The organism is Cryobacterium sp. 10I5, from assembly GCF_035019865.1.
GTDB lineage: Bacteria > Actinomycetota > Actinomycetes > Actinomycetales > Microbacteriaceae > Cryobacterium > Cryobacterium breve_A.
Genome location: NZ_JASJVI010000021.1, coordinates 1 through 24439 on the forward strand (window position 1 = coordinate 1; position 24439 = coordinate 24439).

Genomic DNA, 24439 nt, shown 5'->3' on the forward strand with positions numbered 1-24439 from the left:
GCGGGTGAGCCGTCGGTTTGCCCCAGTCATGACGACGACTCACCCGCTTTCGCGAGCCTCAGCAGCGGGTCAGCAGCACCGGCCCTGCGGGTTGGTGTCCTGGCGGTCGGTCTGGTCCCGCCAGAACTCGCGTTCGGTCATCATCCGCTCGCTGGGGCTGGCCGGATCGCCGTCCCGATGCGCGGCCTCATGGTGCGCCACGTACTTGTCCCAGGCATCCTCTCCCATCACCCCTTTGACGTACCAGGCCACGCTCCGCGCAGCCCGACGGATGCCCGAGAGGGCAGCAGCGACCGGAACGCGGCGCGCCGTGGGTATCCGCTGCCCTCGGCGGGTCACCGGCGCCGTCACCTCTGTCACCGGCCCGGAGTGCCTGCGCCAGCGGATTTCGCCGTTTTGGCGCTCTTGTCGAGGGCGGCCTGCGCCTCCCAGCGACCCTGCAGTTCCTTTTCGGCCGGGGTCGGCAGGAAGCCGGAGGGCGCGAACATCTGCGACGGGAGCGCCGGGTCCTCGTTGGTGCCCCAGGAGCGGCTCTTCCAGGACTTCCAGGTGGCCACGATCGAGGCGGCGATCACAATGATCGCGAGGACGACGAACAGGATAGACAGGATCCCCTGCACCATCGTGTTGCGCACGACGGCCTCCATTGCCGCGACACTCGGCGCCGTTCCGAACTTCGTCTTGCCCGCGGCAAGGGCATCGGAGAATGCCTTGTTCTGGGCAAAGTATCCGACGGCCGGGACGGTTGAGAAGATCTTCAGCATCGAGGCGTAGATCGTGATGACGGCGGCGAACGCGAGCGGCAGGGCGACGATCCAGATGTACTTGAACTTGCCCTGCTTGGCGACGATGGCCATGCAGACCGCGAGTGCGATCGCGGCGAGCAGCTGGTTCGCGATGCCGAACAGCGGGAACAGGGTGTTGATCCCGCCGAGCGGGTCCGTGACACCCATGATCAGCACGGCGCCCCAGAGGAGCACCATGATGCCCGTTGTGAGCCAGGCCCCGGCGCGCCAGGACGTGTTCTTGAACTTCGGGAAGAAGTTGCCGATGCTGTCCTGAAGCATGAACCGGGCCACGCGGGTGCCGGCGTCGACGGCGGTGAGGATGAACAGCGCTTCGAACATGATCGCGAAGTGGTACCAGAAGGCCATCATCCCGGTTCCACCGGCGACCTGCTGCATGATCTGCGCGAGCCCGACCGAGAGCGTCGGTGCACCGCCGGAACGCGACACGATCGACGTCTCGCCGACATTCTTGGCGGTCTCCGTCAGCATCTCGGGCGTGAGGTTGACCCCGGTCAGCCCGAGGCTGTTGACGAAAGCGACCGCGCCTTCGACGGTTCCTCCGGTCATGGCACCCGAGGAGTTCATCGCGAAGTAGATACCGCGGTCGATCGAGACGGCGGCGACGAGGGCCATGATCGCGACGAAGCTCTCCATGAGCATTCCGCCGTAGCCGATGAACCGGGTCTGGCGTTCCTTCTCGATGAGCTTCGGGGTCGTACCGGAGGCGATCAGGGCGTGGAAGCCGGAGAGGGCGCCACAGGCGATCGTCACAAAGAGGAACGGGAAGAGCGCACCACTCACGACGGGCCCGCCGCCGTTTGTGTACTCGCTGAATGCCGGCACCGTGATTTCCGGGCGCACGATGATGACGGCGATGGCGAGCATCCCGATCGTGCCGATCTTCATGAAGGTCGAGAGGTAGTCGCGCGGGGCGAGCAGCAGCCAGACCGGGAGGATCGCGGCGACGAAGCCGTAGATGATGATGCCGATCGCGAGCGGCACCGGGTCGACGTGGAAGAACGCCGCTCCCCAGGCTGTGTTCGAGATGGCGCCGCCGCCGATGATCGCGGCCAGGAGCAGCACGAACCCGATGATCGAGACCTCACTGACCTTGCCCGGCCGGAAGAAGCGCAGGTAGCAGCCCATGAAGAGCGCGATCGGGATGGTCATTCCCACCGAGAAGACGCCCCACGGGCTCGCCGCGAGGGCGTTGACCACGACGAGGGCGAGGATGGCGACGATGATGACCATGATCGCCATCGTGGCGATCAGGGCGGCGGTGCCGCCGATCTTGCCGAGTTCGTCGCGAGCCATCTGGCCGAGGGAGCGGCCGCCGCGGCGCATCGAGTAGAACAGCACGATGTAGTCCTGCACCGCGCCTGCGAGAACGACGCCGACGATGATCCAGATCGTGCCGGGCAGGTAACCCATCTGTGCGGCGAGCACGGGGCCGACGAGCGGGCCCGCCCCGGCGATCGCGGCGAAGTGGTGGCCGAAGAGCACCCGGCGGTCGGTGGCCGCGAAGTCCTTGCCGTCGGCCTTGTACTCCGCGGGGGTCGCCCGGCGGTCGTCGGGCTTCAGCAGGTGCTTCTGGATGTAGTTGGAGTAGAAGCGGTAGCCGATCAGGTAGGTGCACACCGCGGCGAAGACGAACCAGATGGCGTTGACGGTCTCGCCGCGGACGACCGCGAGCATGACCCAGCTGAGTCCGCCGAGGAGGGAGATGCCGGCCCAGAGTGCGATCTTGGCCGGTGTCCAACGCCGTTCCTCGGCGTCGTGCTCTGTCTGGTCGAGTGCGACCGGCAGCAGGGACGGATCGCGATCGAGCGGACCAGCCCCCGTGAAAGCGTCGTGCGGTGTGCGGGGCCTGGTGCCCATGATCTCTCCTTTGAGGTGGTGCAGATGGTGCTGAGTTTCGCTTCACATTCGTGCTGGATCCAGGCTGTGTGTCAGCTGAATTCGTGATGATTCCTTAGCAAGGCTAACAGCCTGAAGGGCGCAGCGGGGCAAGAGCCTAAAATGGGTACGCCTGACCGGGATTTTCCGGCAGCGCCGCCCCACATCCACCCTCGACCATTGGAGCCACCGTGGCCGCACCCTCCCGCCTCGATTCCGTCATCGCCCTCGCCCGCCACCGCGGCTTCGTCTTCCAGGCGGGTGAAATCTACGGCGGATCCCGGTCCGCGTGGGACTACGGGCCGCTCGGCGTGGAGCTCAAGGAGAACATCAAGAAGCAGTGGTGGCGCTTCATGGTCACGAGCCGTGACGACGTGGTCGGCCTCGACTCCTCGGTGATCCTGCCGAGGAAGGTGTGGGAGGCATCCGGTCACGTCGAGGTCTTCAGCGACCCGCTCGTCGAGTGCACGAGCTGCCACAAGCGTTTCCGCGCCGACCACCTCGAGGAGGAGTTCGAGGAGAAGAAGGGGCGCCCCGCCGAGGGCGGCCTCGACGGCATCCCCTGCCCGAACTGCGGCAACCGGCACATCTGGACCGAGCCTCGCGCCTTCTCCGGCCTGCTCAAGACCTACCTCGGCCCCGTCGACGACGAGGCGGGCATGCACTACCTGCGTCCGGAGACCGCGCAGGGCATCTTCGTGAACTTCGCCAATGTGCTCCAGGCCGCCCGGATGAAGCCTCCGTTCGGCATCGGCCAGATCGGCAAGAGCTTCCGCAACGAGATCACACCGGGCAACTTCATCTTCCGCACCCGCGAGTTCGAGCAGATGGAGATGGAATTCTTCGTCGAGCCCGGCACAGACGAGACCTGGCACGAGTACTGGCTCGACCAGCGGATGAGCTGGTACACCGGCCTCGGCATCGAACCGGAGAACCTGCGCTTCTTCGAGCACCCCGCGGAGAAGCTCTCGCACTACTCCAAGCGCACCGTCGACATCGAGTACCGCTTCGGATTCAGCGGGAGCGAGTTCGGCGAGCTCGAAGGCGTGGCGAACCGCACGGACTTCGACCTCAAGACGCACGCGGCGGCATCCGGCAAGGATCTCTCCTACTTCGACCAGACGAAGAACGAGCGTTGGGTGCCCTACGTGATCGAGCCCGCTGCCGGGCTGACCCGGTCGTTGATGGCGTTCCTCGTCGACGCCTACCACGAGGAGGAAGTGCCGAACGCGAAGGGCGGCGTCGACAAGCGCACCGTGCTCAAGCTCGACCCGCGTCTCGCGCCGATCAAGGCGGCCGTGCTGCCGCTCTCCCGCAACGAGGCGCTCTCGCCGATGGCGCGCTCCCTCGCCGCCCGTTTGCGCGAGTCGTGGAACGTCGACTTCGACGACGCCGGTGCGATCGGGCGGCGCTACCGTCGCCAGGACGAGATCGGCACCCCGTATTGCATCACGGTCGACTTCGACTCTCTCGAGGACCAGGCTGTCACCGTGCGCGACCGCGACACGATGAAGCAGGAGCGTGTGCCCCTGGACAAGCTCGACGCCTACCTCGCCGAGCGCCTCCGCGGAGCCTGACCCGGGAGCGGGTTCTGCGCCGCTGCGCGTGTGGTCCGCCACCCGCGCAGCGGCGCGCCTCCCGCATTCGCGGAAAAGACGCCGAGCTGTCGGGCCCGAGGGCTCAGGATGCCCGGTGCGCCGATCCGGGGAACGGATCCCGGGGAGCAGCGGACACGACCGCAGAACCGGCGCCGGGCTCGACCTGGATTCCGAAGAGGGCGTCCAGCCCGCCGGTGAACGCGGCCTGCTCGCCGGCCCTGGCGAGTTCCCGAGAGCGCACCATGGGCGTGTGCAGCAGAACGCTCGCGAGGTGCCGCAGCGCCCGCTCGGTCTGTTCGGTGTCGTCGCCGTGCGCGCGTACTCGTTCGATCTCCGAATCGAGCAGGTCGAAGACGTGGCCGCGCAACGCGACGACCGCCGGGGTGAGGCTCTGCTCTTCCGCGACCGCCGAGAACTTGCGCGCGGCGCGGTCGACGAGCAGGCGGGCCTCACTCGTCGCATTGAGCTCTTCGAGCGGGGCGTGGATGCGGATGGTCTCGAGGTCGAGCAGCTCGACGCCAGGGACCTCGATGACGTCGGGGGCGACGTTGCGCGGCAGGCCGAGGTCGATGATGAGCCGTCGGGCGGCCGGAGCTGCCGACTCTCCTCCGGCGTCGACATCCGTCATTGCTGCCGCGCCCGCTCGAAGCAGTGCGGCCGTGACCACGTGGTGTTCGACGGTCGTGCAGGTCAGGACCAGGTCGGCACGATCGGCCTCGGCGGCGAATGCCGACTCGGCGACCGGGGTGATGCCGTGCGAGCCGGCGAACTTGGCGGCGCGCCCGGTGGGCGAGTAGACCCGCACGTCCGTGACGCCGAGGTCGCGGAGCGCGGCGAGGGCGGCGCCGGCGTAACGGCCGGTGCCGACGAGCAGCACGCGGGTGGTCGCCCAGTCGACGATGCGGGTCTCGGCGAGCTGCAGGGCGAGGCGGACGAGTGACCGCCCGGCCGCGCCGATTCCGGTGCGGTTCTTGATGCCGCGGGAGGTCTGCGAGGCGCGCTGGAACAGTCGCTCGAGTTCGGGAGTGGTCGTGCCGCGCTCGCGGGCCTGCTCGAGGGACCGCCGCACCTGGCCGGCGATCTCGCCCTCGCCGACGACGACGGATTCGAGTCCGCTCGTCACGGCGAACAGGTGTTCGGCGACGCCATTGCCGTGCACGAAGTCGAGGGTCTCGCGGAGGACCTCCGCGGTCACACCGGTGCCCGCGCTGACGCCGGCGATCGCGGCCTGCACCGCGTCGAGGGGGGAGGCGCCGTCCGGCGCGTCAAGGTCGAGGTAGGCCTCGAACCGGTTGCAGGTGGCCACGATCACCGCGCCAGACAGGTCGGGGTGGCGTTCGATGATTCCGCCCGCCGTTCCGGGCGCACCGACAGACAGCTTCTCGAGCACGTCGAAACTCGAGTTCTTGTGGTTCGCGGACAGGCAGATCAGCACTCGGTGAGTCTACTTTGTCCATCTGGGCATGCATCATCTCCGGGAAGCATCGGAGTCCTGAAAGTTTGACAGAATTGAGACAAATGAACCTTGACGCGCACCATCCCCTCGCCTCCGGTCTCACCGCCGATTCCCGCCTCATCCGCGCATATCAGGGCACCCGCCCGGACATCACCCCGGTGTGGTTCATGCGCCAGGCCGGGCGCTCGCTTCCCGAGTACCGGTCGCTGCGGGTCGGGACCCGGATGCTCGATGCGTGCCTCGACCCCGAGATGGCCAGTGAGATCACCCTCCAGCCTGTGCTCCGGCACCAGGTGGACGCGGGGATACTCTTCAGCGACATCGTGATCCCGCTCAAGCTCGTCGGCGTCGACGTCGAGATCGTTGCGGGCATGGGACCGGTGCTCGGCAAGGCCGTGCGCACCGCCCGCGATGTCGCGGAACTCGTCGCCCTCGACCCCGCCGTGCTCGAGACCACCCTCGACCCGATCCGGAAGGCCGTTTCCCGCACGGTCGCCCAACTCGGCGGCACCCCGCTGATCGGGTTCGCCGGGGCGCCGTTCACCCTTGCGGCCTACCTCGTCGAGGGCGGCCCGTCCAAGGACCACATCCACGCGCGCACCCTGATGCACGCCGATCCGGTCGCCTGGGCCTCACTGATGGACTGGACGGCCGAGGTGACCGGCCGTTTCCTGCGCGCCCAGGTGCTCGCCGGCGCGAGCGCCGCCCAGCTCTTCGATTCCTGGGCCGGTGCGCTCTCCCTCGCCGACTACAGCAGGTTCGTCGCCCCGGCATCCGCTGCGGCAATCGCCCACGTGCGCGACCTCACCTATGCGGAGACGACGCCGGTCGCGGACGCGCCGGTCCGCCACGTCCCCGTCGTGCACTTCGGCGTCGGCACCGGCGAACTGCTCCAGGAGATGCACGCCGTCGGCGCGGACGTCGTCGGGGTCGACTACCGGGTACCGCTCGACGAGGCCAACCGCCGCCTCGGTGGCAACGTCCCCCTGCAGGGCAACCTTGACCCGGCGCTCCTCGCCGCGCCGTGGCCCGTTCTCGAGGCTCACGTCCTCGACGTGCTCGAGCGCGGGCGCAACGCTCCGGCCCACGTGCTCAACCTCGGCCACGGCGTCCCGCCGTTGACCGACCCGACGGTGCTCACCCGCCTCGTCGCCTTCGTGCACGAGGTCACGGCCGGAGCTCCGGCGGAGACGGGGCCGGGGGCATCCGCTGGCGTACCGAGCGAGCCGGCGACCACGCTGCCTGCGTCCTGAGCCGGCGAACGATGAGCGAAGCAATGCGGGGCGAACGGATGGGCGACGTGCGTGACGTCGTCGTCATCGGCGGCGGGGTGGCCGGCCTCGTTGCCGCTCGCGAGTGCGCGCGCGTCGGGCTGAGCGTCACGGTGCTCGAGGCGGGCAGCGTCCTCGGCGGGGCGCTCGCGAGCCACGAGGTCGCCGGGCTCACCCTTGACAGCGGGGCGGAGAGCTTCGCCGTTCGCCGCAACGCCGTCGCCGAATTCATCGAAGGCCTCGGTCTCGCGGACCGCGTCGTGCAACCGAACCCCGCCGGCGCCTGGCTCTACCTGCCGTCCGAGCGTCCGGGCGGCGCCGCAGTGAGCGCACCGATGCCCCGGGCCGGCGTGCTCGGCATCCCGGGCTCCCCGCTCGCCGAGGACGTGCGCCGCGTGATCGGCTGGTCGGGGGCCCTGCGTGCCTGGCTCGACCGGCTCATGCCCGTGCTCACGATCGGCAGGGAGCACAGCCTCGGGGAACTCGTGCGCAAGCGGATGGGCCGCCGCGTCCTGGAACGCCTCGTCGAACCGGTCACCGCCGGCGTCTACACCTCGTCCGCAGACGACCTCGAGGTCGACGTCGTTGCTCCCGGGCTCAACGCCGCCCTCACCGTGACCGGATCGCTGTCCGGCGCCGTGCTCTCGCTCCGCAGCGCCGCTCCAGCCGGCTCCGCCGTCTCCGGCCTGCGCGGCGGCATGGCCGGTCTCGTGACCGCTCTCCGTGCCGACCTCGACCGCTTCGAGGTCGAGGTGTACACGGAGGCCGCCGTCACACGCATCCGCCCCACCCCGGCCGAACCCTGGCAGGTCACCATCGCGCCCCAGCCAGAAGCCGCAGAAGAATCCGGCGCCCCCGGAGCACCTCAAACGTTCGAAACCGCTGAAACGCCCGCAACGGCCGAAACCGCCGCCACGCCCGGAGGCCTCGAATCCGGCGACCTGCCGGAAACCCTCTCGGCGCGGTTCGTCATCCTCGCGACGCCCGGTGTCCAGACCCTCGCCCTCATTGCACCCCTCGGACCGCAGCAGAAGGCGCTCGGCGCCCTGCACTGGCCGAAGCCGACCCCGATCGAACTCGCCACCCTCGTGCTGGCCGCCCCCGAGCTCGACGCGCATCCGCGCGGCACCGGAGTGCTCGTCGCCGCGGACGCGCCGGGTGTGACCGCCAAGGCTCTGACCCACGTCACCGCGAAATGGGAATGGGTCGCCGCGGAAGCGGGCCCTGGCGTGCACGTGCTCCGGTTGTCCTACGGACGCGCGGGGCAGAAGAGCCCGAGCGCCGGCCTCACCGACGACGAATTCCTCGCCCTCGCCCTCGCGGATGCCTCGGCCATCCTCGGCATCACGCTCGCCGCGGGGCAGGTGCTCGGCTTCGACCGCACCCGGTGGGGCGACGCGCTCGCGCCGGCGACCGTCGGCGCCCGCGACCGCGTCGACCAGGTACGCCGGGCCGTCGCGGCCCTCGAAGGACTCGAGGTCACCGGGGCCTGGCTCTCCGGAACCGGGCTCGCCTCCGTCATCCCCGATGCCCTCGCGACCGCCGGCCGAACGCGCCGCGACGCACTGGTCCTCTGAACCGTTCTCCCCACTAGTCCGGCAGTTTGCCCTTCACCGTTTCCGCAGGCGGGATACTCTGAGACGTACGTGAACGACGAAGAATGGAGTGGCACATGCGGGGAAAGCTTCTTTTTATCACCGGTGGACTCGTCGGTTACGTCCTGGGCGCCCGTGCCGGACGTAAGCGTTATGACCAGATCGTGGCCTCGGCGGAAAGCCTGTGGAACGCCGACCCCGTGCAGCGCCGCGTGACCGAGGCCCGCGACTTCGCACTCGAGCGCGTCGGCGACGTGCCGGCCACTCTCATCAACGCCGGTAAGAAGCTCGTCGGCGCCCTCGCGGACAAGACGGCGAAGGCCACGGATGCCGCGGGTTCAGGCCCCCGGTATGGAACGTCGTGGCCCACGAAGCGCCCGGCAGCCACAACGCCGCCGGCCGCCTCAGCAGCGCCGGCCACCTCGGCGGCGACTCCCGCCCAGGGCACCCCCGACCCGGGCGCGCCCACATCGGAAGCATCCTCACTGTGACCGGATCGCCGGCCGCGACCGGAACTCCGACCGACAGCGCTCGCGCAGGCGGGTTCGGCCCGCGGCCGCGCAAGACGCTGATCACCCTCGTCTCCGAGCTTCCCGGGCAGATCGCCGCGCTCATCCACGCGGAGATCGAGGCCTTCAAGTCCGAGATGGCGGGCAAGGCGAAGAACATCGGCGTCGGCATCGGCCTCTTCGTCGTGGCCGGGGTGTTCGCATTCCTCGCCGTCATCGTCTTCGTCGCGCTCGCCGTGATCGCCCTCGCGCTCGTGTTGCCGCTCTGGCTTGCGACGCTCATCGTCGCGGTCGCCCTGCTCCTCATCGCCGGGATCCTCGTGCTGATCGGGGTCAACCGGGTGAAGGCCGGAACGCGCGCCGACCCGGACGGCCTCGCTGCAAGCATCCGCCGGGACGCGGACGCGATCAAGGGAGTCGGAGACTATGAGCACTGAACAGGACAAAACGACCGGTGCGGCTGCGACTCCGTCGAAGTCCACGCACGAGTTGCGCACCGAGGCGTCCGCCGCGCGTGCCCAGCTCGCGCTGACCCTCGACGCGATCGAGTACAAGCTCAACGTCCCGAAGCGGTTGCGCGACCGGGAGCGCCTCGCCCGGCGGCGCCTTCACAAGCTCGGCGAGGAGAACCCCACGGCACTGCTCGGGGTCGCCCTCGGCAGCGCACTCGCGGTGGGTGCCGTGGTCTGGTTCGCGCTCAAGGCCGTCCTCGACGACTGAGACCGACCGGACGAGCGTGCCCCGCTGGGCGCCGGCCGAGTCTTTTGGCTCTCACCGTAAAAAAGTAGAGACTGTACTCATGACTCAGCCGGCTGCCGGAGAGGCAGTAACCTCTCCCCATCCCGCCCCCGACGCCGACACCCTCACCGGTGACGCAACGAGTGCGGCGTCGCCCCAGGGCTTCACCCTTTTCGCAGTGCTCCGCAAGGACCCGACGAATCCGGACGACCTCGACGGCCGTGACGTTCCGCACGCCGTGCTCGAGCTCGATGACATCGTCGAACTCGTCGAGGCCGAGGGCGTCACCGTCCGCGGCTTCTACGACGTCTCGGGGCTCCGTGCCGACGCGGACCTGATGATCTGGACCCACGCGGCCGAGGCGGAGACACTGCAGTGGGCGAACCGGGAACTGCGCCGCAGCCGGCTCCTCAAGAGCCTGCTGCCGACCTGGAACGCGATGGGCGTGCACCGCGACGCCGAATTCAACAAGAGCCACGTCCCCGGCTTCCTGCGCGGCATCGAACCCAAGGCCTGGCTGACCGTGTACCCCTTCGTGCGCAGCTATGAGTGGTACCTCCTCCCCGAGGCCGAGCGCAGCGCCATGCTCGCTGACCACGGCCGCAAGGGCGCCGCCTTCCGCGGCGCGATCGCGAACACCGTCTCCGCTTTCGCCCTCGGCGACTACGAATGGCTCCTCCCGATCGAGAGCGACGAGCTCACCGAACTCGTCGACCTGATGCGTGAGCTCCGCAACACCGAGGCCCGCCGCCACGTGCGCGAAGAGGTCCCGTTCTACACCGGCCGCCGCATCTCCACCGCGGAACTCGTCGAGGTGCTCCAGTAATGAGCGCGTACGACGCCATCCTCCTGGCCGGCTTCGGGGGGCCGGAGGGCCAGGCCGACGTGATCCCCTTCCTCCGCAACGTCACGGGCGGCCGCGGCATCCCGGAAGAACGCCTTGAGGAAGTAGCGACGCACTACCGCCACTTCGGCGGCATCAGCCCGATCAACGCCCAGAACCGCGTGCTGCGCGCCGCACTCGAAGCCGAACTCGGCCGCCGCGGCATCGATATCCCCGTGCTCTGGGGCAACCGCAACTGGGACCCCTACCTCCGCGACGTCGTCGCCGAGGCGCACGCCAACGGCCAGGATCGCCTGCTCGCGATCGTCACGAGTGCGTACAGCTCGTACTCCGGCTGCCGTCAGTACCGGGAAGACCTCGCCGCCGCGCTCGAAACCACAGGCCTGACCGGCGTCGTGCACATCGACAAGGTGCGGCAGTTCTTCGACCACCCCGGCTTCGTCACCCCCTTCATCACCGGCGTCAGCACGGGCCTCGCGGATGTCGCGGCGCAGTTCCCCGGCATCGACCTCGCCACCGAGGTGGAGATCCTGTTCTCGACCCACTCGATCCCGTCCACGGACGCGGACAAGAGCGGACCGGCCGAACGCGGCTTCGGTGCGGGTGGCGCGTACCAGGCCCAGCACCTCGCCGTCGCGCACGCCGTCATGACGGGTGTCGGCGCAGCGGATGCCGCAGCGGGGGAGACCCCGTGGCAGCTCGTCTTCCAGTCCCGGAGCGGCCCGCCGAGCATGCCGTGGCTCGAGCCCGACATCAACGACGCGATCCGGCTGCTCCCGGCCAGGGGCATCCGTGCCGTCGTCATCGTGCCGCTCGGCTTCGTGAGCGACCACATGGAGGTCATGTGGGACCTCGACAACGAGGCAACGGAAACCGCGCACGAACAGGGGATCTTCTCGGTGCGGGTTCCGACGCCCGGCGTCGACCCGGCATACGTGAGTGGGTTGATCGACCTCGTGGTCGAACGCCTCGACGACACCCCGGCCGCCGAACGGCCCGCGGTGACCCCGCTCGGACCCTGGTACGACGTGTGCCGGCCCGGGTGCTGCGAGAACGTGCGTCTCGGCTTCAAGCCCGCGCTCGCCGGGATCGCGCCGTGAGCACCATCAGGATCGGTACCCGCGGGAGCGCCCTCGCCCTCGCCCAGACCCAGGCCGTCGCCAACCGGATCGCGGCGGCAGCGGGCACCGAGGTCGAGCTCGTCGTGATCACGACCCACGGCGACACCTCAAAGGAACCCCTGTCCGGCCTCGGCGGGACGGGCGTGTTCGCGAGCGCACTGCGCGAGGCCCTGCTGAACGGCGACTGCGACGCGATCGTGCACTCCTTCAAGGACCTGCCGACCGCGCACTATCCCGGCCTTGTCGTCGGCGCCACGCCGCGCCGGGCGGACGCCCGTGACGTGCTCTGCGCCCGCGACGGGCTGACGCTGGAGACCCTCCCCGATGGCGCACGGGTCGGCACAGGATCTCCGCGCCGGGTCGCCCAGCTCCTGAAGGCGCGGCCAGACCTGAACGTCGTCGACATCCGTGGCAACGTGGACACCCGGCTCGGCAGGGTCACCGCTGGCGACCTCGACGCCGTCGTGCTCGCTGCCGCCGGCCTCAGCAGGCTCGGTCTCCTGAGTGCGGTCGAGGGCGAGTACCTCGAGCTCTCCGACTGGCCGACCGCGCCCGGTCAGGGTTCTCTCGCGATCGAGGTGCGCGAGGGCAGGCTCGATCGCCCACTCGGTCTCGCGCTCGCCGCGATCAACCACGCCACGAGCCAGGCCACCACGACGGCGGAGCGTCTCGTGCTCGCGCGGCTCGAGGCAGGCTGCGCCGCCCCGATCGGTGCGATGGCGGCGATCGACGACGGCCTGTTGTTCCTGACGGCCACGGTGTACAGTCCTGATGGTGCCCGAAGTATCGTGAGTTCGCACGCCGCGACGCCCGATTCACATTCCGTCACCCACCTGGCCGAGGCCGCCCAGGACGTCTCCGAGCGTGTGGCCCGTGATCTGATCCAAGGCGGGGCTGCCGATTTTGCCCCCATGAAGGTGACTTCTTAAGAAATGACCTGGCGCTACAAGACCCTCTCCAACCCCACCAAGCCGCTTGCCGGCTGGCGCGTCCTCGTGCCGCGCGGCGGCCCCTGGGGCGACCATGTCGCCGCGGACCTCCGCTCGCGCGGCGCGCAGCCGATCGTGGCCCCGATGATCAACTTCGCCGCGACAGACAACGCCCCTGCCCTCGAAGCCGCGCTCACCCGCCTCGCGGACGGTGACTTCGACTGGATGACCATCACGAGCGCGACGACCGTCGACGTGCTCTCCTCGCACCGCGCCATCGTCGCTCCCGGCACCCGGATCGCCGCCGTCGGCGAGACCACCGCCGCGGCCCTCGTCGCCGCGGGCTACCGCGTCGACCTCGTCCCCGCCGAGGACAACTCCGCCCGTGGCCTGCTCGCCGAGTGGGAAGCCGCCACCCAGGGTGTCGTGCCCCTGCGCATCCTGACCCTGCGTTCCGAGATCGCCAAGCCCCTCCTCACCGAGGGCCTGCGCCGGATCGGCCACGAGGTCGAATCCGTCGTCGCCTACCGAACGATCGGGGTGCCCGTCGACCCGCGGGTGGTCGCGGATGTCGCGGCGGGCAAGGTGCAGGCGCTCCTGGTCACCTCGGGGAGTGTCGCAGAACAGGTCCAGGCGCAGTTCGGGCCGGTTCCCGAGACGACCCTCGTCGCGTGCATCGGTCCGCGCACCGCCAAGGACGCGGCGGCCCTCGGCCTTCGTGTCGACCTCGTCGCCGAGGCCCCGAGCGCCGAGGCGCTCATCGAGGCCCTCTCCCACGTCGCCGAACTCCGCTAGCCGCGGTTCGCCCTCCGCCACGCCTCGGGCGGCTCCGCCGAGCCCCGCCGCACCCGCCGCACCCGCCGCACCCGCCGAGCCCAGCCCGTTCGCGCCCACAGCCTCCCGCGAGAGCGTAATTTTGGCCCTTAAACCGCGGTCTTAAGGGCCAAAAGTGTGCTCTCGCGTGACTGCGGGGAACGTGGAGATGGCGTGGGTAGGGTAGATGGGTGATTAGTCCTGTTATTCGGCCGCGGCGGATGCGTTCCACGCCTGCCCTCCGCCGGCTCGCCAGTGAAACCCGTCTGCACCCCGCCGAACTCGTGTTGCCGATGTTCGTCCGCGAAGGCCGGGAGTCGGTGAAGATCACCTCCATGCCCGGCGTGGTGCAGCACTCGATCGACAGTGCCCGCAGGGCGGCAGCCGAGGCTGCCGCAGCAGGCGTCGGCGGCGTGATGCTCTTCGGAGTGCCGGATGTGCGCGACGCCATCGGCTCCGGCGCAACGGACCCGATGGGGATCCTCAATCTCGCGACGCGGGCCATCGCCGACGAGGTCGGAGACGCGCTCGTCGTGCAGACCGACCTGTGCCTCGACGAATTCACCGACCACGGTCACTGCGGCGTGCTCGCACTCGACGGCAGCGTCGACAACGACGCGACCCTCGAGCGGTACAACGAGATGGCACTCATCCAGGCCGCCTCCGGTTCCCGGCTGCTCGGACTCAGCGGGATGATGGACGGCCAGGTCGCCTCCGTGCGCGCAGCCCTCGACGGCTCCGGTTTCCAGGACACCGCCGTGCTCGCATACTCCGCGAAGTACGCCTCCGCGTTCTACGGCCCGTTCCGCGAGGCCGTGCAGTCGACGCTCACGGGAGACCGGCGCAGCTACCAGCTCGACCCGGCCAACCGTAGGGAGGGCGTGCGCGAAGCCCTCCTCGACATCGAACAGGGCGCGGACGTCGTCATGGTGAAGCCGGCCGGCAGCTACCTCGACGTGCTCGCAGACGTCGCCGCCGTGAGCGCTGTCCCGGTCTGGGCGTACCAGGTCTCCGGCGAGTACGCGATGATCGAGGCGGCCGCGGCCCAGGGCTGGATCGACCGCCGCCGTTCGATCGAGGAATCGGTGCTCAGCATCCGCCGGGCGGGCGCAGACGCCGTGCTCACCTACTGGGCCGTCGAACTCGCCGCCTGGCTCACCGAAGGAAACCACAAGTGATGACCCGTAACGACGACCTGTTCGCCCGCGCCCAGCGCGCCATTCCCGGCGGTGTGAATTCTCCGGTCCGGGCCTTCCGCTCGGTCGGCGGTACCCCCCTGTTCCTGGTGAAGGCCTCCGGCGCCCATGTCACCGACTCCGACGGCCGCGACTACGTCGACCTCGTCAGCTCCTGGGGGCCCGCGATCCTCGGCCACGCCCACCCGGAGGTCGTCCGCGCCGTCCAGGCCGCTGCGGCACTCGGCCTGTCCTTCGGCGCGTCCACTCCGGGCGAGACCGAACTCGCCGAGCTGATCGAGGGCCGCGTCTCGGCCGTCGAGAAACTGCGCCTCGTCTCGACGGGCACGGAGGCGACCATGACCGCCATTCGCCTCGCCCGCGGCTTCACCGGACGTGACCTCCTGATCAAGTTCGCCGGCCACTACCACGGACACTCCGACGGTCTCCTCGCCCAGGCCGGCTCCGGGCTCGCGACCCTCGCTCTGCCCGGTTCCGCCGGCGTGACCGCTGCGACCGCGGCGCAGACCCTCGTGCTCCCGTACAACGACCTCGGAGCCGTGCGCGCCGCGTTCGAGGCGCACCCGGGGAAGATCGCCGCCGTCATCACCGAGGCAGCGGCCGCAAACATGGGCGTCGTCGCGCCGGACCCCGGCTTCAACGCAGCCCTCACCGAGCTCGCGCACTCCTACGGCGCGCTGCTCATCATCGACGAAGTGCTCACCGGGTTCCGGGTCGGACCGGCCGGCTACTGGGGCCTCGACAACGTGGGAGAGACCAACGCTGAGCCGTACCGTCCCGACCTCTTCACGTTCGGCAAGGTCATCGGGGGCGGCCTGCCCGTCGCTGCCCTCGGCGGTCGCGCCGATGTCATGGACTACCTCGCCCCCGTTGGCCCGGTCTACCAGGCCGGCACCCTGTCCGGGAACCCGGTCGCCGTCGCGGCGGGCATCGCCACCCTGCTTGCCCTCGACGACACGGTCTATCCTCGTCTCGATGCGACCGCGCTCCTGCTCTCCAACGCCGTCTCCGCCGCGTTTTCCGCAGAGGGTGTCGCGCACAGCGTGCAGCGTGCCGGCAACCTGTTCAGCTTCGTCTTCGGGGCGGATGCCGCCGCGCACCCCCCGCGGGACTACGCCGCCGTGCAGCGCCAGGAGGCCTTCCGGTACGGTCCGTTCTTCCACGCGATGCTCGATGGCGGGGTGTCGCTGCCGCCGTCGGTGTTCGAGGCCTGGTTCGTCTCGGCGGCCCATGATGAGCAGGCGATCGAGTGGATTCTCGACGCCCTGCCCGCGGCGGCGAAGGCGGCCGCGGCGGCCGTGGCCCCTGCCTGACGACGCGCACAGTTCCGCGTTACTGCATTGTGAGGTTTCGACAGCCGGATTACCGGCCGAACGGGGCAGACTAGGCCTATGGCTTCCTTGCGCGTTCATCCCGATCGGCTCGAGGTACACCTGACGAAGGCGGAAAAGACCCTGGCCTTCCGTCGCGAGGACATCGTCGTCGCGCGGGAGAACATCCGCTCGGTGACGATCACGGACGACCCGTGGATCTGGATCCGGGGGATCCGCGCCCCCGGTCTCGAGGTTCCCCTCGTGGTCGCGGTCGGCACGTGGAAGTTCCACGGGGGCAAGGACTTTCTCGCGATCAAGCGCCGCCGCCAGGCCGTCGTCATCGACCTCGTCGACGAGGACTTCTCGCGCGTGATCCTCACGACCAACCACGCCCCAGACCTGATCGCGTCGCTCAAGTTGTAGCTCCGGCGGTCTGCTGTCTACGCCCGCGGTTCCTTCGCGGTACCGGGGTTCCGGGCTACGGGCGCACGCCGCTCGTCGTGACGATCTTCGTCCAGGGCCCTTGCGGAACATCCGCCGCCTCGACGAACTGCCAGTCGACAGTGTCGTTCTCGCCGTTGATGTCGCTGAAGCGCAGGCAGCCGTTCAGGGCCGGGGAGACGTCCATGCCCGCGCCGTTGAACTTCTTATTGGCCGGCCGGGCGTCGTCCGCACCGAACACATAGGCGGCGTCGTGGTACTGGCCGGGCCCGGCATCCTCGATCTGGCCGTAACAGGTCTGTCCGTTCGAGCGGATGCGCACCCACCGGTTCTTCATGAGGCTGACGGTGTCATCGCCCGCCGAGCCCGCGTACGCGGACTGGCCCGCCCACGGCACGACCTGCTCGCGGGTCGCGAACGCCTGGGCGTCGTTGAGGTCGTCGAACGGGAGGTCGAGGTAGAACGGGTTCTCCTTCGGTTTCAGCTGGGTCGGAAAGTAGTCATTGGCCGCCGTCCGCACCTCGGTCTGGCAGTCGTCGGCGGTCCGGACACCGTCGCAGCCGCCATAGCTCGCCATCCACCCCGAGTCATACGTCGAAAAGACCTGGCTGCCGTCCGCGGCGTTCGGGTCGAAGATCTCGCCGACCCAGAACGTCGTCGAGACGATCCCGGTGTGCCAGGGGTACCCGCCCGCGACCGGAGCCGTGGGGCTCGGTGTGCCGGTGGGCGTCGGGCCGGCCGTCGCGGTCGGGCTCGGTCGCGGAGCGGTCGAGAAGACGATGGCCGAAACCGCGAGCACGGTCACGCCGATCGCCAGCACGCTGATCAGGATCGCGCGACGACGGGGAGTCCAGCTCCCGGTCTCATCAGGTGTCGACATTCACCCTCCCTCGTACTCGTACTTTTGCTGGTGCTGGTGCTGGTGCTGGTGCTGGTGCGGTCGCAGTCGTGGCCGGCGCCTCCGGGAAACGGTGGCGCCGACCACGACTGCGGACAGCGGCGGCTGGTGTCAGACGCAGCCGACCAGATTGTAGACGTTGTCGCTGAGTACTGCGGTCCCGCCGAACAGCACGAGCGAGGTCGCGCCGAGTCGTTGCATCTCGGTGGACACCCCCGCTCCGAGGCAGGTCGTCGGACTCAGGTACAGCGGCGCATTCTTCAAGCCGGCCAGGGCTGCGCCGGCCATCGCGTCCGGGAAGCTCGTCCCGACCGCGAGGTATGCCGTCGAACTCGTTGCGAAGGCGTCGAAGTTGATCGCGACCGCCGTCGCATATCGGTCGGCACCGGAATTGCGCTTGACGGTTGTGACTCCGGGTACGACCTTGACGGAGTTCTCGATTCCTGCGGTGACGGAGTTGGCGTCGCCCGCGATGCGAACCGTCGTGACCTTCAAGGTGGCCAGAAGGTTCGCGGTCGCCGTGTCCAGGGTCGCGCTCGCACCGGGGACCAGGATCGTGGGCCCACCGAAGTGCGCAGCTGCCGGACCGGCGGCGAGCGCATCCGGGAAGTTGGCCCCGGATGCGAGATAGGCCGAGGTCGCTCCTGATCCGAAAGCATCAAGTGCGATCGCCCGCGACGTCGCATAGCGGTCAGGTCCGGCGATCCGTATCACCGTGGCTGTCGGCCGTGCGGCCTGCGCTTGTGCGAGCACAGCGTCTGAGACGACATTTGTGCCACCGACAGCGACGATCAGCGTCGGTGCGAGCCTGGTGATCTCTGCCGCCACGCCGGGGACCAATCGATCCGGCGGAGTGAGGAGGACCGGCGACTGGAAGTGAGCAGCAGCGGGAGCCGCACTCAGGGCGTCGGGGAAATTGTAGCCATTGGCCAGGTACACGCGTGCAACACCCGGCGCGTATGCCTGGGAGATTTGCACGGCAGTTGCCAGCCGGTCGGCGCCGGCGAGCCGGGTCGACACCGAAGTCGGCGGGGCGCCGACACTGTCGTAGAGGGCGTAGTCATCGGTCACGAGTGTTCCATTCGTGATGAGATTCAGTCCGAAACTGATCCCGGTCGAGCCGGCCGGCACGGCCGGAGTTGTCCAGGATGCCTGGGTGTACGCGGCTGAGCTGGCGAACAACGGGCTCGATGACCAGTAAATCCAACCGCCGAGCGCATTGCGGTAGTACACGTCGAATTGGGTACTCACCGTTGAGGTGTACCAGGCTCTCAGCGAGTAGGTGTGGCCTGGTGTCGCGGAGGGTGCGCACGTGCCAAGGTCCTGCATGACCACCACTTTTGCGTCGCTGCCGGCAACGAGTCCCGTCACCGTGAGCTGCTCCGCAGCAGTTCCGGTGTGGGCAGTCGTGACGGTGGTGAAGGTCGGTGTGGTAAGACCATAACCACCGGGTTGCCAGCACTGTGGCATCTGCCCGGCGACTGCGCTTGGCGTTTCCAGGCTCGGGTTGAGGACGCCATTAACGCCCGGTCCGGGTGCCGCACGGAATGTGTTAGTTGACGGCACAAGTGGTTTCACCGCGCCACCGATGACCTGCTGCACGGTCTTCACGGTCGTGTTGTTCGTCGGAGTTGCGGCGGTCGGCGACCGCAAGGCAAGCCAGCTGACGAACTGTTGGAGTAGCGCCGGTGTGATTGACAGGTTCGAAGCATCGCATGCGGTCGCACAAACATGATGGAAAGTGAGCTGGAGCCATCCGCCGGCCGTTTCTGCATCGGTCACGGTTTTCTGGAGATCCGCCAGCGTCCAGGTCGAGTCGACCTCGTCGGGTGCACGGGTCTCGAATGCGTTTGCTGGGGGCACTGTTTCCGCAAAGAGTCCGGGGGTACCGCCGAATCGGGTGAAGGTATCTCCCAGGTTTCGGGCACTATTGAAGCCGCACGCTTGTACCGCGGCTGCCACTGCAGGGTTCACGGTCGCGAATGGGTAGGCGAAGTCCGTTGTCGGGAAACCCCAATCGGCGAGAGTGTTCCGGCCCTGGCAAATCTGTTTCGTCACTTCGTCCGCCGGAAGAGTGGTGAGATCGGCGTGGCTGACAGTGTGTCCGCCGATCTCGTGACCGGTCGCTTTCAGGGTCCCGAGCTGGGCTTTGGTCAGGTACCCGGTAGCGTCGATCCATCCGGTCGGGATGTAGAAGGTACCTTTCATTCCCGCCCCGTCCAGGATGGGCAAGGCATTCATCTGGTCGGCGACGCCGTCGTCGAAGGTGAAGCTGACGATGGTCGCCGGGTCGGTGACCGCCGCACGGGCCGCCGTGCTGCCCACGCCAACGAAGACCGCGCCGGCGGCGAGAATCGCCCCCCAACGGAGCAGTGCTCCCGTATTCCGTGTGAGTGATGCCATGGTGCCACGCTCCCCATCTGGTGTGCTCGTGTGGTGCATTGTCGTGTGGTGCTCTGTCGTGTGTTGATCGTTCGGCGGCGGCCTCTGCCGCCCGGTCAGTCCACGGTGACCGACTTGGCCAGGTTGCGGGGCTTGTCGGCGTCGAAGCCGAGCTCGACGGCGAGGCCGAGTGCGAGCATCTGCAGGGGCACGACGGCCGCGAGCGGTCCGCACGGCGCGGCGAGGGACAGCGGAACCTCCACGCTGCTGCCCGGCCGGCCGATCGTGATGATGCGTCCGCCCCGGGCGCGCACCTCGGCGATGTTTCCCGCGAGCCGGTGATCGTCGTCGTCGATCACGATGACCGGGGTGCCCTCTTCGACGAGGGCGAGCGGTCCGTGCTTGAGCTCGCCGGCCGGATAGGCCTCCGCCCAGCGGTACGTGATCTCCTTGAGCTTGAGGGCGCCCTCAGCCGCGTATGCGACGCCGGCGCCCCGCCCGAGGAACAGGAAGCCCTTCGCGCCGCGCACCTCCTCGACGAGGGGAGGGAGCAGTGCCCGCGCGGCCGCTGCGGCCTCCGCGAGTTGCTCCGGAATGAGGTACAGGTCGTTGACGAGGCGGTGGGCGCGGGCGACGTCCATCCTGCCGCTTGCGACGAGCGAGGAGATCACAAGCCCCGTGCCGACGATGACCTGGCAGACGAAGGTCTTCGTGGCCGCGACACCGATTTCCGGTCCGGCCGCGCAGCTGAGCACGGCGTCGACCTTGCGGCCGAGCGTCGAGTGCACATTGTTGACGAGGGCCAGCACCGGAGAGCCCTCCGGTCCTTCCTCGAGGGCACGGAGCACGTCCGCGGTCTCGCCAGACTGGCTGATCATCACCGTGAGCGTTCCCGGCTCGACGACCGAGCCGGCCGCTTCGCTCGCGACGACGGAGGAATGACCGAGCCCGCCGAGCCGGCTGAGGGCCGAACCGATGACCTCACCGGCGTTGAGGGAGGTCCCGCACGCGACCACCCGCATCCGGTCGAACCGGGGCAGGCCGAGGTCGTTCCAGAGTTCGCCGGTCGCGATCCGGCCGCCGACCTCCTCGAGCAGTCGGGCCGCGGCCTCCGGTTGCTCCCGGATCTCGGCCGCCATGTGGTCGTCGGCCTCGACGGTCAGCGAGAAGTGCGGCCGCGGTGGCCTCGGGATGGGCGCGGGAACCACGGCCGGGATCCCGGAGTTGGTCCAGACCAGGTCGTTGGTGACCTCGACGACGTCGCCGTCTGTGAGGATGTGGAATTCGTCGACCCAGTCGCCGATCGCCGAGATATCGCTCGCGAGGAAGATCCCGGCGGCGGAACGGGCGGCGAGCAGCGGTGAGCGGTGCGCGGCGGCGACCATGCGCCCTGTCCGCGCGTCGAGGACGACGAGGGCCCACGACCCGGTCAGCTGGGCGACCGCGTCGCTCACCGCCCCGAGCAGGTCGTCTGAGTCGAGCAGGCGGTCCTCGACGAGGTGGCAGATGACCTCACTGTCGACCTCAGAGGAGAAGCGGTGGCCGGCGTGCACGAGCTCGGCCCGCAGCCGGTCCGCGTTGTCGAGGATGCCGTTGTGCACGACGCTCAGGCGGCCCTCGCAGTCCTGGTGAGGGTGCGCGTTCTGCACGCTCACCCCGCCGTGGGTGGCCCAGCGGGTATGTCCGATGCCGGTGCCGGCAAGCAAGGGGCCGTCCCAATCCTCGACGAGCCCGGTCAGGGAGTCGACGCGGGAGATCGTGCGGAACACGGCCGTCGTGCCGTCTGCCGCGGACACGGCGATGCCCGCAGAGTCGTAGCCCCGGTACTCGAGGCGCTTGAGTCCCGCGACGAGATAGCCGGGAGCGGGTTCGAAGGCGCGACAGGCGATGATCCCGCACATCAGAGCACACCGGGCGTCTGGCTGCCGGCGGCGACGAGGCCGGGGTCGTGCGGATGCAGCGGCGAACCCGCGAGGGCCATCGCCTCGTTGCCGTTTCCGCCGGCCACTGCGGCGCCGGCCACATTGCGGATCACGTCGTCGAGGGGGGTCCTGGGTTCGAAGTCGACGAGCTTGCGCGCGAGCCCGTTGTTGGGGACCCGACGGCGCATGTCCTCGTAGCCGGGGGCGTACGCCTGCTCGTAGGGAATCAGGCTGATGGTGCTCGTCGAGCCGAGCACGTCGATCACCCGCTCGGCGAGGCCGAGGATCGAGATCTCCTGGGCGCCGCCCATGTTGACGGCCAGGCCGTACGCGGCCGGAGTCTCGGCGAGGCGGACCAGGGCGGGCACGATGTCGCCGACGTAGGAGAAGCACCGGGTCTGCCTGCCGTCGCCGAAGACCGTGAGCGGTTCCCCGCGCTGCGCCTGGCCGACGAGGTTCGGGAAGACCATTCCGTAGCGCCCGGTCTGGCGGGGCCCGACGGTGTTGAACAGGCGCACGATGGCGACCGAGAGGCCCAGCTCACGCCAGTAGGCGTGGGCGAATGCCTCGTCGATCCCCTTCGCGGCCGCGTACGTCCAGCGGGACTTGAGGGCGGAGCCGAGGATGCGGTCGGAGTCCTCGTCGAGGCTGTCAGCGGTGTTCTTCCCGTAAATCTCGCTCGTCGACGCGAGCAGCAGGGTCGCGCCCGCGGCGACGCAGGCGTCGAGCACGTTCTCGGTGCCGTGGATGTTGGTGCGCAGGCTCGTCAGCGGTTCTTCGACGATGAGCTTGACGCCGACGGCCGCGGCGAGGTGGAAGACCCGGTCGCGCCCCGTGATGAGGCCGGTGACGAGCGCCTTGTCGAGGATGTTGCCCTCGACGAATCGCAACCGGGGGTTGTCGCTGACCCCGGCGAGGTTGCGGAGCGAGCCCGTCGACAGGTCGTCGAGCACGATGACGTCGTCGCCCTGCTGCAACAGGTATTCGGTGAGGTGGCTGCCGATGAAGCCGGCGCCGCCGGTGATCAATGATTTCACGGTGGTTCTCCGATCGAAGGGGTGGGCAGGGCAACGGATGCCGGGGGCCGAGCGGCCCCGGCATCCGCCCGGGAAGGGAGGGGTCAGAGCTGCACGCGGCGCGGCAGGTCGGTGCGACGGTAGGTCGTGTCGAGCACAAGGACCTCGGGGGAGAGCCATTCCCAGTCGACGTTGTCGTGGTCGGTGTGCAGGACCACGAGGTCGGCGCCGAACGCGTCAGGGTCGATCGTCGCGGTGAGCTCGCGGCCGTCCCTGAGCCGCACGGACCCGAAGAACGGGTCGTGGAACCCGACGTCCGCGCCCTGGTCGGCCAGCATGCTGAGGATCTCCAGGGCGGGCGACTCGCGCAGGTCGGCGACGTTGGGCTTGTAGGACACCCCGACCACGAGCACGCGTGAGCCGCGGAGCGGCTTGCCCTGGTCGGCGAGGGTCTCGCGCACCCGCTCGAGGACCCGGCGCGGACGGCCGGCGATCTCGCTCATCGCGTGTTCGATGACGGGTGCGTCGACGTGGGCCTTGCGGAGCTGCCAGAGCAGGTAGTGCGGGTCGCACGGGATGCAGTGCCCGCCGACGCCGGCACCGGGGAAGAAGGGCATGAACCCGTACGGCTTGGTCGCCGCGGCGTTGATGACCTCGATGACCGAGAGCCCGAGGGCGAGGCACGCCTCGGCGAACTCGTTCGCCAGGGCGATGTTCACCGCCCGGAAGGTGTTCTCGAGGAGCTTGCTCATCTCGGCGACCTCGAGGGAGCTGACGCCGTGGATGTTGCGGGCGTAGCGGCCGAGGAGGGCGGCTCCCGCGGTCTGGCAGGCTGGTGTCGCCCCGCCGACGACCCGCGGCACGTCCTCGTGGGCGTAGCGGTCGTTGCCGGGGTCGATGCGTTCCGGGCTGAAGGACACGAAGATGTCCTTGCCGGCGGTCAGGCCGCGCACGAGCAGCGGGGTGACGAGGAGGTCCCTGGTGCAGCCGGGGTACGTCGTGGATGTGAGCATCAGGAGCTGACCGGGAACGGCGGCGTCGACGACCATCGTGCACGCGCTCGCGAGGATCTCGAGGTCCGGGGTGAGGTGCTCGTCGATCGGGGTGGGGACGCAGATGATGACCGCCGCCGCGTCACCGAGCAGGTAGGTGTCGCCGGTGATCTGGAAGTCGTCGCCCGTCATCGCCGTCTCGAGGCGATCGCGGTCGGACTCGAGGAGGTCGGCCTCACCGCTGCGGATCACGGCGAGCCGGCGTTCACTCACGTCGACGCCGAGCACCCGGAGACCGGCGGCGTGCAGGGACAGTGCCGTGGGCAGTCCGACGTAGCCGAGGCCGACGATGGCGACGTCGAAGTCGAACTGCGTGCGGGGGATGACCGGGATGAGCAGGGAGTCCGCGGCCGTGCGCTGACGGCCCTGGTGCGTGAGCGGAAGGGAAGAGTCGTCGACGATTTCGATTGACATTCCAGGTCCTTTGTTTGGGTAAGTCGGTGAGGCGGATGCGCCGCTGGCAAGGGAGGAGTTTCGGGACTCGACGGTGCGCGGCCTGTGGTGTTCCCGCGGCCAGTCTCTGCAGATGTCCCGGTCCGGGCAACCCGTGGAGGGGACTCTGCGGGATCGTGTGGGCATCCCGCAGTCGGATGTGGTTAACCGCAGTTGTCTGCTGTCGCGGGCTCCCGGCGCCGCGTGTACGGTCGGACCACCGGTGCGA

Annotated in this window: 21 protein-coding genes; 13 read left to right on the plus strand and 8 right to left on the minus strand. The window is 69.1% G+C overall.

Annotation, left to right across the window (positions count from 1 at the left end):
* Window positions 1-69: 69 nt before the first annotated feature.
* The gene (locus tag QN350_RS07910; protein ID WP_322138420.1) at window positions 70-360 is read right to left on the minus strand and encodes a YbdD/YjiX family protein; all 291 of its coding nucleotides are present in this window, start codon (window positions 358-360) and stop codon (window positions 70-72) included.
* Entirely contained in the window at window positions 357-2666 is a 2310-nt protein-coding gene (locus tag QN350_RS07915) for a carbon starvation CstA family protein (RefSeq protein ID WP_322138419.1), read from the minus strand. The genes QN350_RS07910 and QN350_RS07915 overlap by 4 nt, the downstream gene beginning before the upstream one ends.
* Before the next feature lie 209 nt (window positions 2667-2875).
* Here QN350_RS07915 and QN350_RS07920 point away from each other — a divergent pair, with 209 nt between their 5' ends.
* The gene (locus tag QN350_RS07920) at window positions 2876-4261 is read left to right on the plus strand and encodes a glycine--tRNA ligase (RefSeq protein ID WP_323516065.1); all 1386 of its coding nucleotides are present in this window, start codon (window positions 2876-2878) and stop codon (window positions 4259-4261) included.
* Window positions 4262-4364: 103 nt separating this feature from the next.
* Here QN350_RS07920 and QN350_RS07925 read toward each other — a convergent pair whose 3' ends face one another.
* Window positions 4365-5717, minus strand: coding sequence for a glutamyl-tRNA reductase (locus QN350_RS07925; protein ID WP_322138417.1), 1353 nt, complete (start codon window positions 5715-5717; stop codon window positions 4365-4367).
* Between the two features lie 83 nt (window positions 5718-5800).
* Here QN350_RS07925 and hemE point away from each other — a divergent pair, with 83 nt between their 5' ends.
* The 12 genes from hemE (at window position 5801) to QN350_RS07985 (ending at window position 16490) form a co-directional block, all read left to right on the plus strand.
* On the plus strand, window positions 5801-6991 hold the full coding sequence (hemE, locus tag QN350_RS07930) for a uroporphyrinogen decarboxylase (protein ID WP_323516067.1): 1191 nt from the start codon (window positions 5801-5803) through the stop codon (window positions 6989-6991).
* Between the two features lie 11 nt (window positions 6992-7002).
* Entirely contained in the window at window positions 7003-8586 is a 1584-nt protein-coding gene (locus QN350_RS07935; RefSeq protein ID WP_323516069.1) for a protoporphyrinogen/coproporphyrinogen oxidase, read from the plus strand.
* Between the two features lie 95 nt (window positions 8587-8681).
* The gene (locus QN350_RS07940; protein WP_323516070.1) at window positions 8682-9095 is read left to right on the plus strand and encodes a YtxH domain-containing protein; all 414 of its coding nucleotides are present in this window, start codon (window positions 8682-8684) and stop codon (window positions 9093-9095) included.
* Window positions 9092-9550 (plus strand): phage holin family protein, encoded by a 459-nt coding sequence (locus QN350_RS07945; protein WP_323516071.1) that lies wholly within the window; start codon window positions 9092-9094, stop codon window positions 9548-9550. Before QN350_RS07940 ends, QN350_RS07945 begins: the two co-directional genes overlap by 4 nt.
* Entirely contained in the window at window positions 9540-9833 is a 294-nt protein-coding gene (locus tag QN350_RS07950; protein ID WP_322138412.1) for a hypothetical protein, read from the plus strand. Before QN350_RS07945 ends, QN350_RS07950 begins: the two co-directional genes overlap by 11 nt.
* Window positions 9834-9912: 79 nt before the next feature.
* Complete coding sequence (gene hemQ / locus QN350_RS07955; protein ID WP_323503042.1) at window positions 9913-10677, plus strand: hydrogen peroxide-dependent heme synthase; 765 nt, start codon at window positions 9913-9915, stop codon at window positions 10675-10677.
* The gene (locus QN350_RS07960) at window positions 10677-11795 is read left to right on the plus strand and encodes a ferrochelatase (RefSeq protein WP_281533487.1); all 1119 of its coding nucleotides are present in this window, start codon (window positions 10677-10679) and stop codon (window positions 11793-11795) included. The genes hemQ and QN350_RS07960 overlap by 1 nt, the downstream gene beginning before the upstream one ends.
* On the plus strand, window positions 11792-12745 hold the full coding sequence (hemC, locus tag QN350_RS07965) for a hydroxymethylbilane synthase (RefSeq protein WP_322138410.1): 954 nt from the start codon (window positions 11792-11794) through the stop codon (window positions 12743-12745). Before QN350_RS07960 ends, hemC begins: the two co-directional genes overlap by 4 nt.
* Window positions 12746-12748: 3 nt before the next feature.
* The gene (locus tag QN350_RS07970) at window positions 12749-13540 is read left to right on the plus strand and encodes a uroporphyrinogen-III synthase (protein WP_281533486.1); all 792 of its coding nucleotides are present in this window, start codon (window positions 12749-12751) and stop codon (window positions 13538-13540) included.
* A 209-nt stretch (window positions 13541-13749) separates the two neighbouring features.
* Complete coding sequence (gene hemB, locus QN350_RS07975) at window positions 13750-14736, plus strand: porphobilinogen synthase (RefSeq protein WP_281533485.1); 987 nt, start codon at window positions 13750-13752, stop codon at window positions 14734-14736.
* Entirely contained in the window at window positions 14736-16067 is a 1332-nt protein-coding gene (gene hemL, locus QN350_RS07980) for a glutamate-1-semialdehyde 2,1-aminomutase (RefSeq protein WP_323516072.1), read from the plus strand. The genes hemB and hemL overlap by 1 nt, the downstream gene beginning before the upstream one ends.
* A gap of 78 nt (window positions 16068-16145) precedes the next feature.
* Window positions 16146-16490: a hypothetical protein gene (locus QN350_RS07985; RefSeq protein ID WP_281533484.1), complete on the plus strand. Its 345-nt coding sequence runs from the start codon at window positions 16146-16148 to the stop codon at window positions 16488-16490.
* 55 nt (window positions 16491-16545) lie between these two features.
* Here the strand turns inward: QN350_RS07985 and QN350_RS07990 are convergent, their stop codons facing one another.
* From QN350_RS07990 to QN350_RS08010, 5 genes are all read right to left on the minus strand, one after another.
* Window positions 16546-17388 (minus strand): hypothetical protein, encoded by an 843-nt coding sequence (locus tag QN350_RS07990; RefSeq protein ID WP_323516073.1) that lies wholly within the window; start codon window positions 17386-17388, stop codon window positions 16546-16548.
* Between the two features lie 129 nt (window positions 17389-17517).
* Window positions 17518-19809 (minus strand): cell wall-binding repeat-containing protein, encoded by a 2292-nt coding sequence (locus QN350_RS07995; protein ID WP_322138406.1) that lies wholly within the window; start codon window positions 19807-19809, stop codon window positions 17518-17520.
* Between the two features lie 95 nt (window positions 19810-19904).
* Window positions 19905-21689, minus strand: coding sequence for a glutamine--fructose-6-phosphate transaminase (isomerizing) (gene glmS / locus QN350_RS08000; RefSeq protein WP_323516074.1), 1785 nt, complete (start codon window positions 21687-21689; stop codon window positions 19905-19907).
* Window positions 21689-22747: an NAD-dependent epimerase/dehydratase family protein gene (locus tag QN350_RS08005; RefSeq protein ID WP_281533480.1), complete on the minus strand. Its 1059-nt coding sequence runs from the start codon at window positions 22745-22747 to the stop codon at window positions 21689-21691. The genes glmS and QN350_RS08005 overlap by 1 nt, the downstream gene beginning before the upstream one ends.
* 83 nt (window positions 22748-22830) lie before the next feature.
* The gene (locus tag QN350_RS08010) at window positions 22831-24192 is read right to left on the minus strand and encodes a nucleotide sugar dehydrogenase (protein WP_322138404.1); all 1362 of its coding nucleotides are present in this window, start codon (window positions 24190-24192) and stop codon (window positions 22831-22833) included.
* Window positions 24193-24439 lie beyond the last annotated feature (247 nt).

Coding starts and splice junctions, on each gene's coding strand:
- QN350_RS07915 (WP_322138419.1), bottom strand. CDS start 2,666: ATGGGCACCAGGCCCCGCACACCGCACGACGCTTTCACGGGGGCTGGT.
- hemE (WP_323516067.1), top strand. CDS start 5,801: ATGAACCTTGACGCGCACCATCCCCTCGCCTCCGGTCTCACCGCCGAT.
- QN350_RS07935 (WP_323516069.1), top strand. CDS start 7,003: ATGAGCGAAGCAATGCGGGGCGAACGGATGGGCGACGTGCGTGACGTC.
- QN350_RS07940 (WP_323516070.1), top strand. CDS start 8,682: ATGCGGGGAAAGCTTCTTTTTATCACCGGTGGACTCGTCGGTTACGTC.
- QN350_RS07950 (WP_322138412.1), top strand. CDS start 9,540: ATGAGCACTGAACAGGACAAAACGACCGGTGCGGCTGCGACTCCGTCG.
- hemQ (WP_323503042.1), top strand. CDS start 9,913: ATGACTCAGCCGGCTGCCGGAGAGGCAGTAACCTCTCCCCATCCCGCC.
- QN350_RS07960 (WP_281533487.1), top strand. CDS start 10,677: ATGAGCGCGTACGACGCCATCCTCCTGGCCGGCTTCGGGGGGCCGGAG.
- QN350_RS07970 (WP_281533486.1), top strand. CDS start 12,749: ATGACCTGGCGCTACAAGACCCTCTCCAACCCCACCAAGCCGCTTGCC.
- hemL (WP_323516072.1), top strand. CDS start 14,736: ATGACCCGTAACGACGACCTGTTCGCCCGCGCCCAGCGCGCCATTCCC.
- QN350_RS07985 (WP_281533484.1), top strand. CDS start 16,146: ATGGCTTCCTTGCGCGTTCATCCCGATCGGCTCGAGGTACACCTGACG.
- QN350_RS07990 (WP_323516073.1), bottom strand. CDS start 17,388: ATGTCGACACCTGATGAGACCGGGAGCTGGACTCCCCGTCGTCGCGCG.
- QN350_RS07995 (WP_322138406.1), bottom strand. CDS start 19,809: ATGGCATCACTCACACGGAATACGGGAGCACTGCTCCGTTGGGGGGCG.
- glmS (WP_323516074.1), bottom strand. CDS start 21,689: ATGTGCGGGATCATCGCCTGTCGCGCCTTCGAACCCGCTCCCGGCTAT.
- QN350_RS08010 (WP_322138404.1), bottom strand. CDS start 24,192: ATGTCAATCGAAATCGTCGACGACTCTTCCCTTCCGCTCACGCACCAG.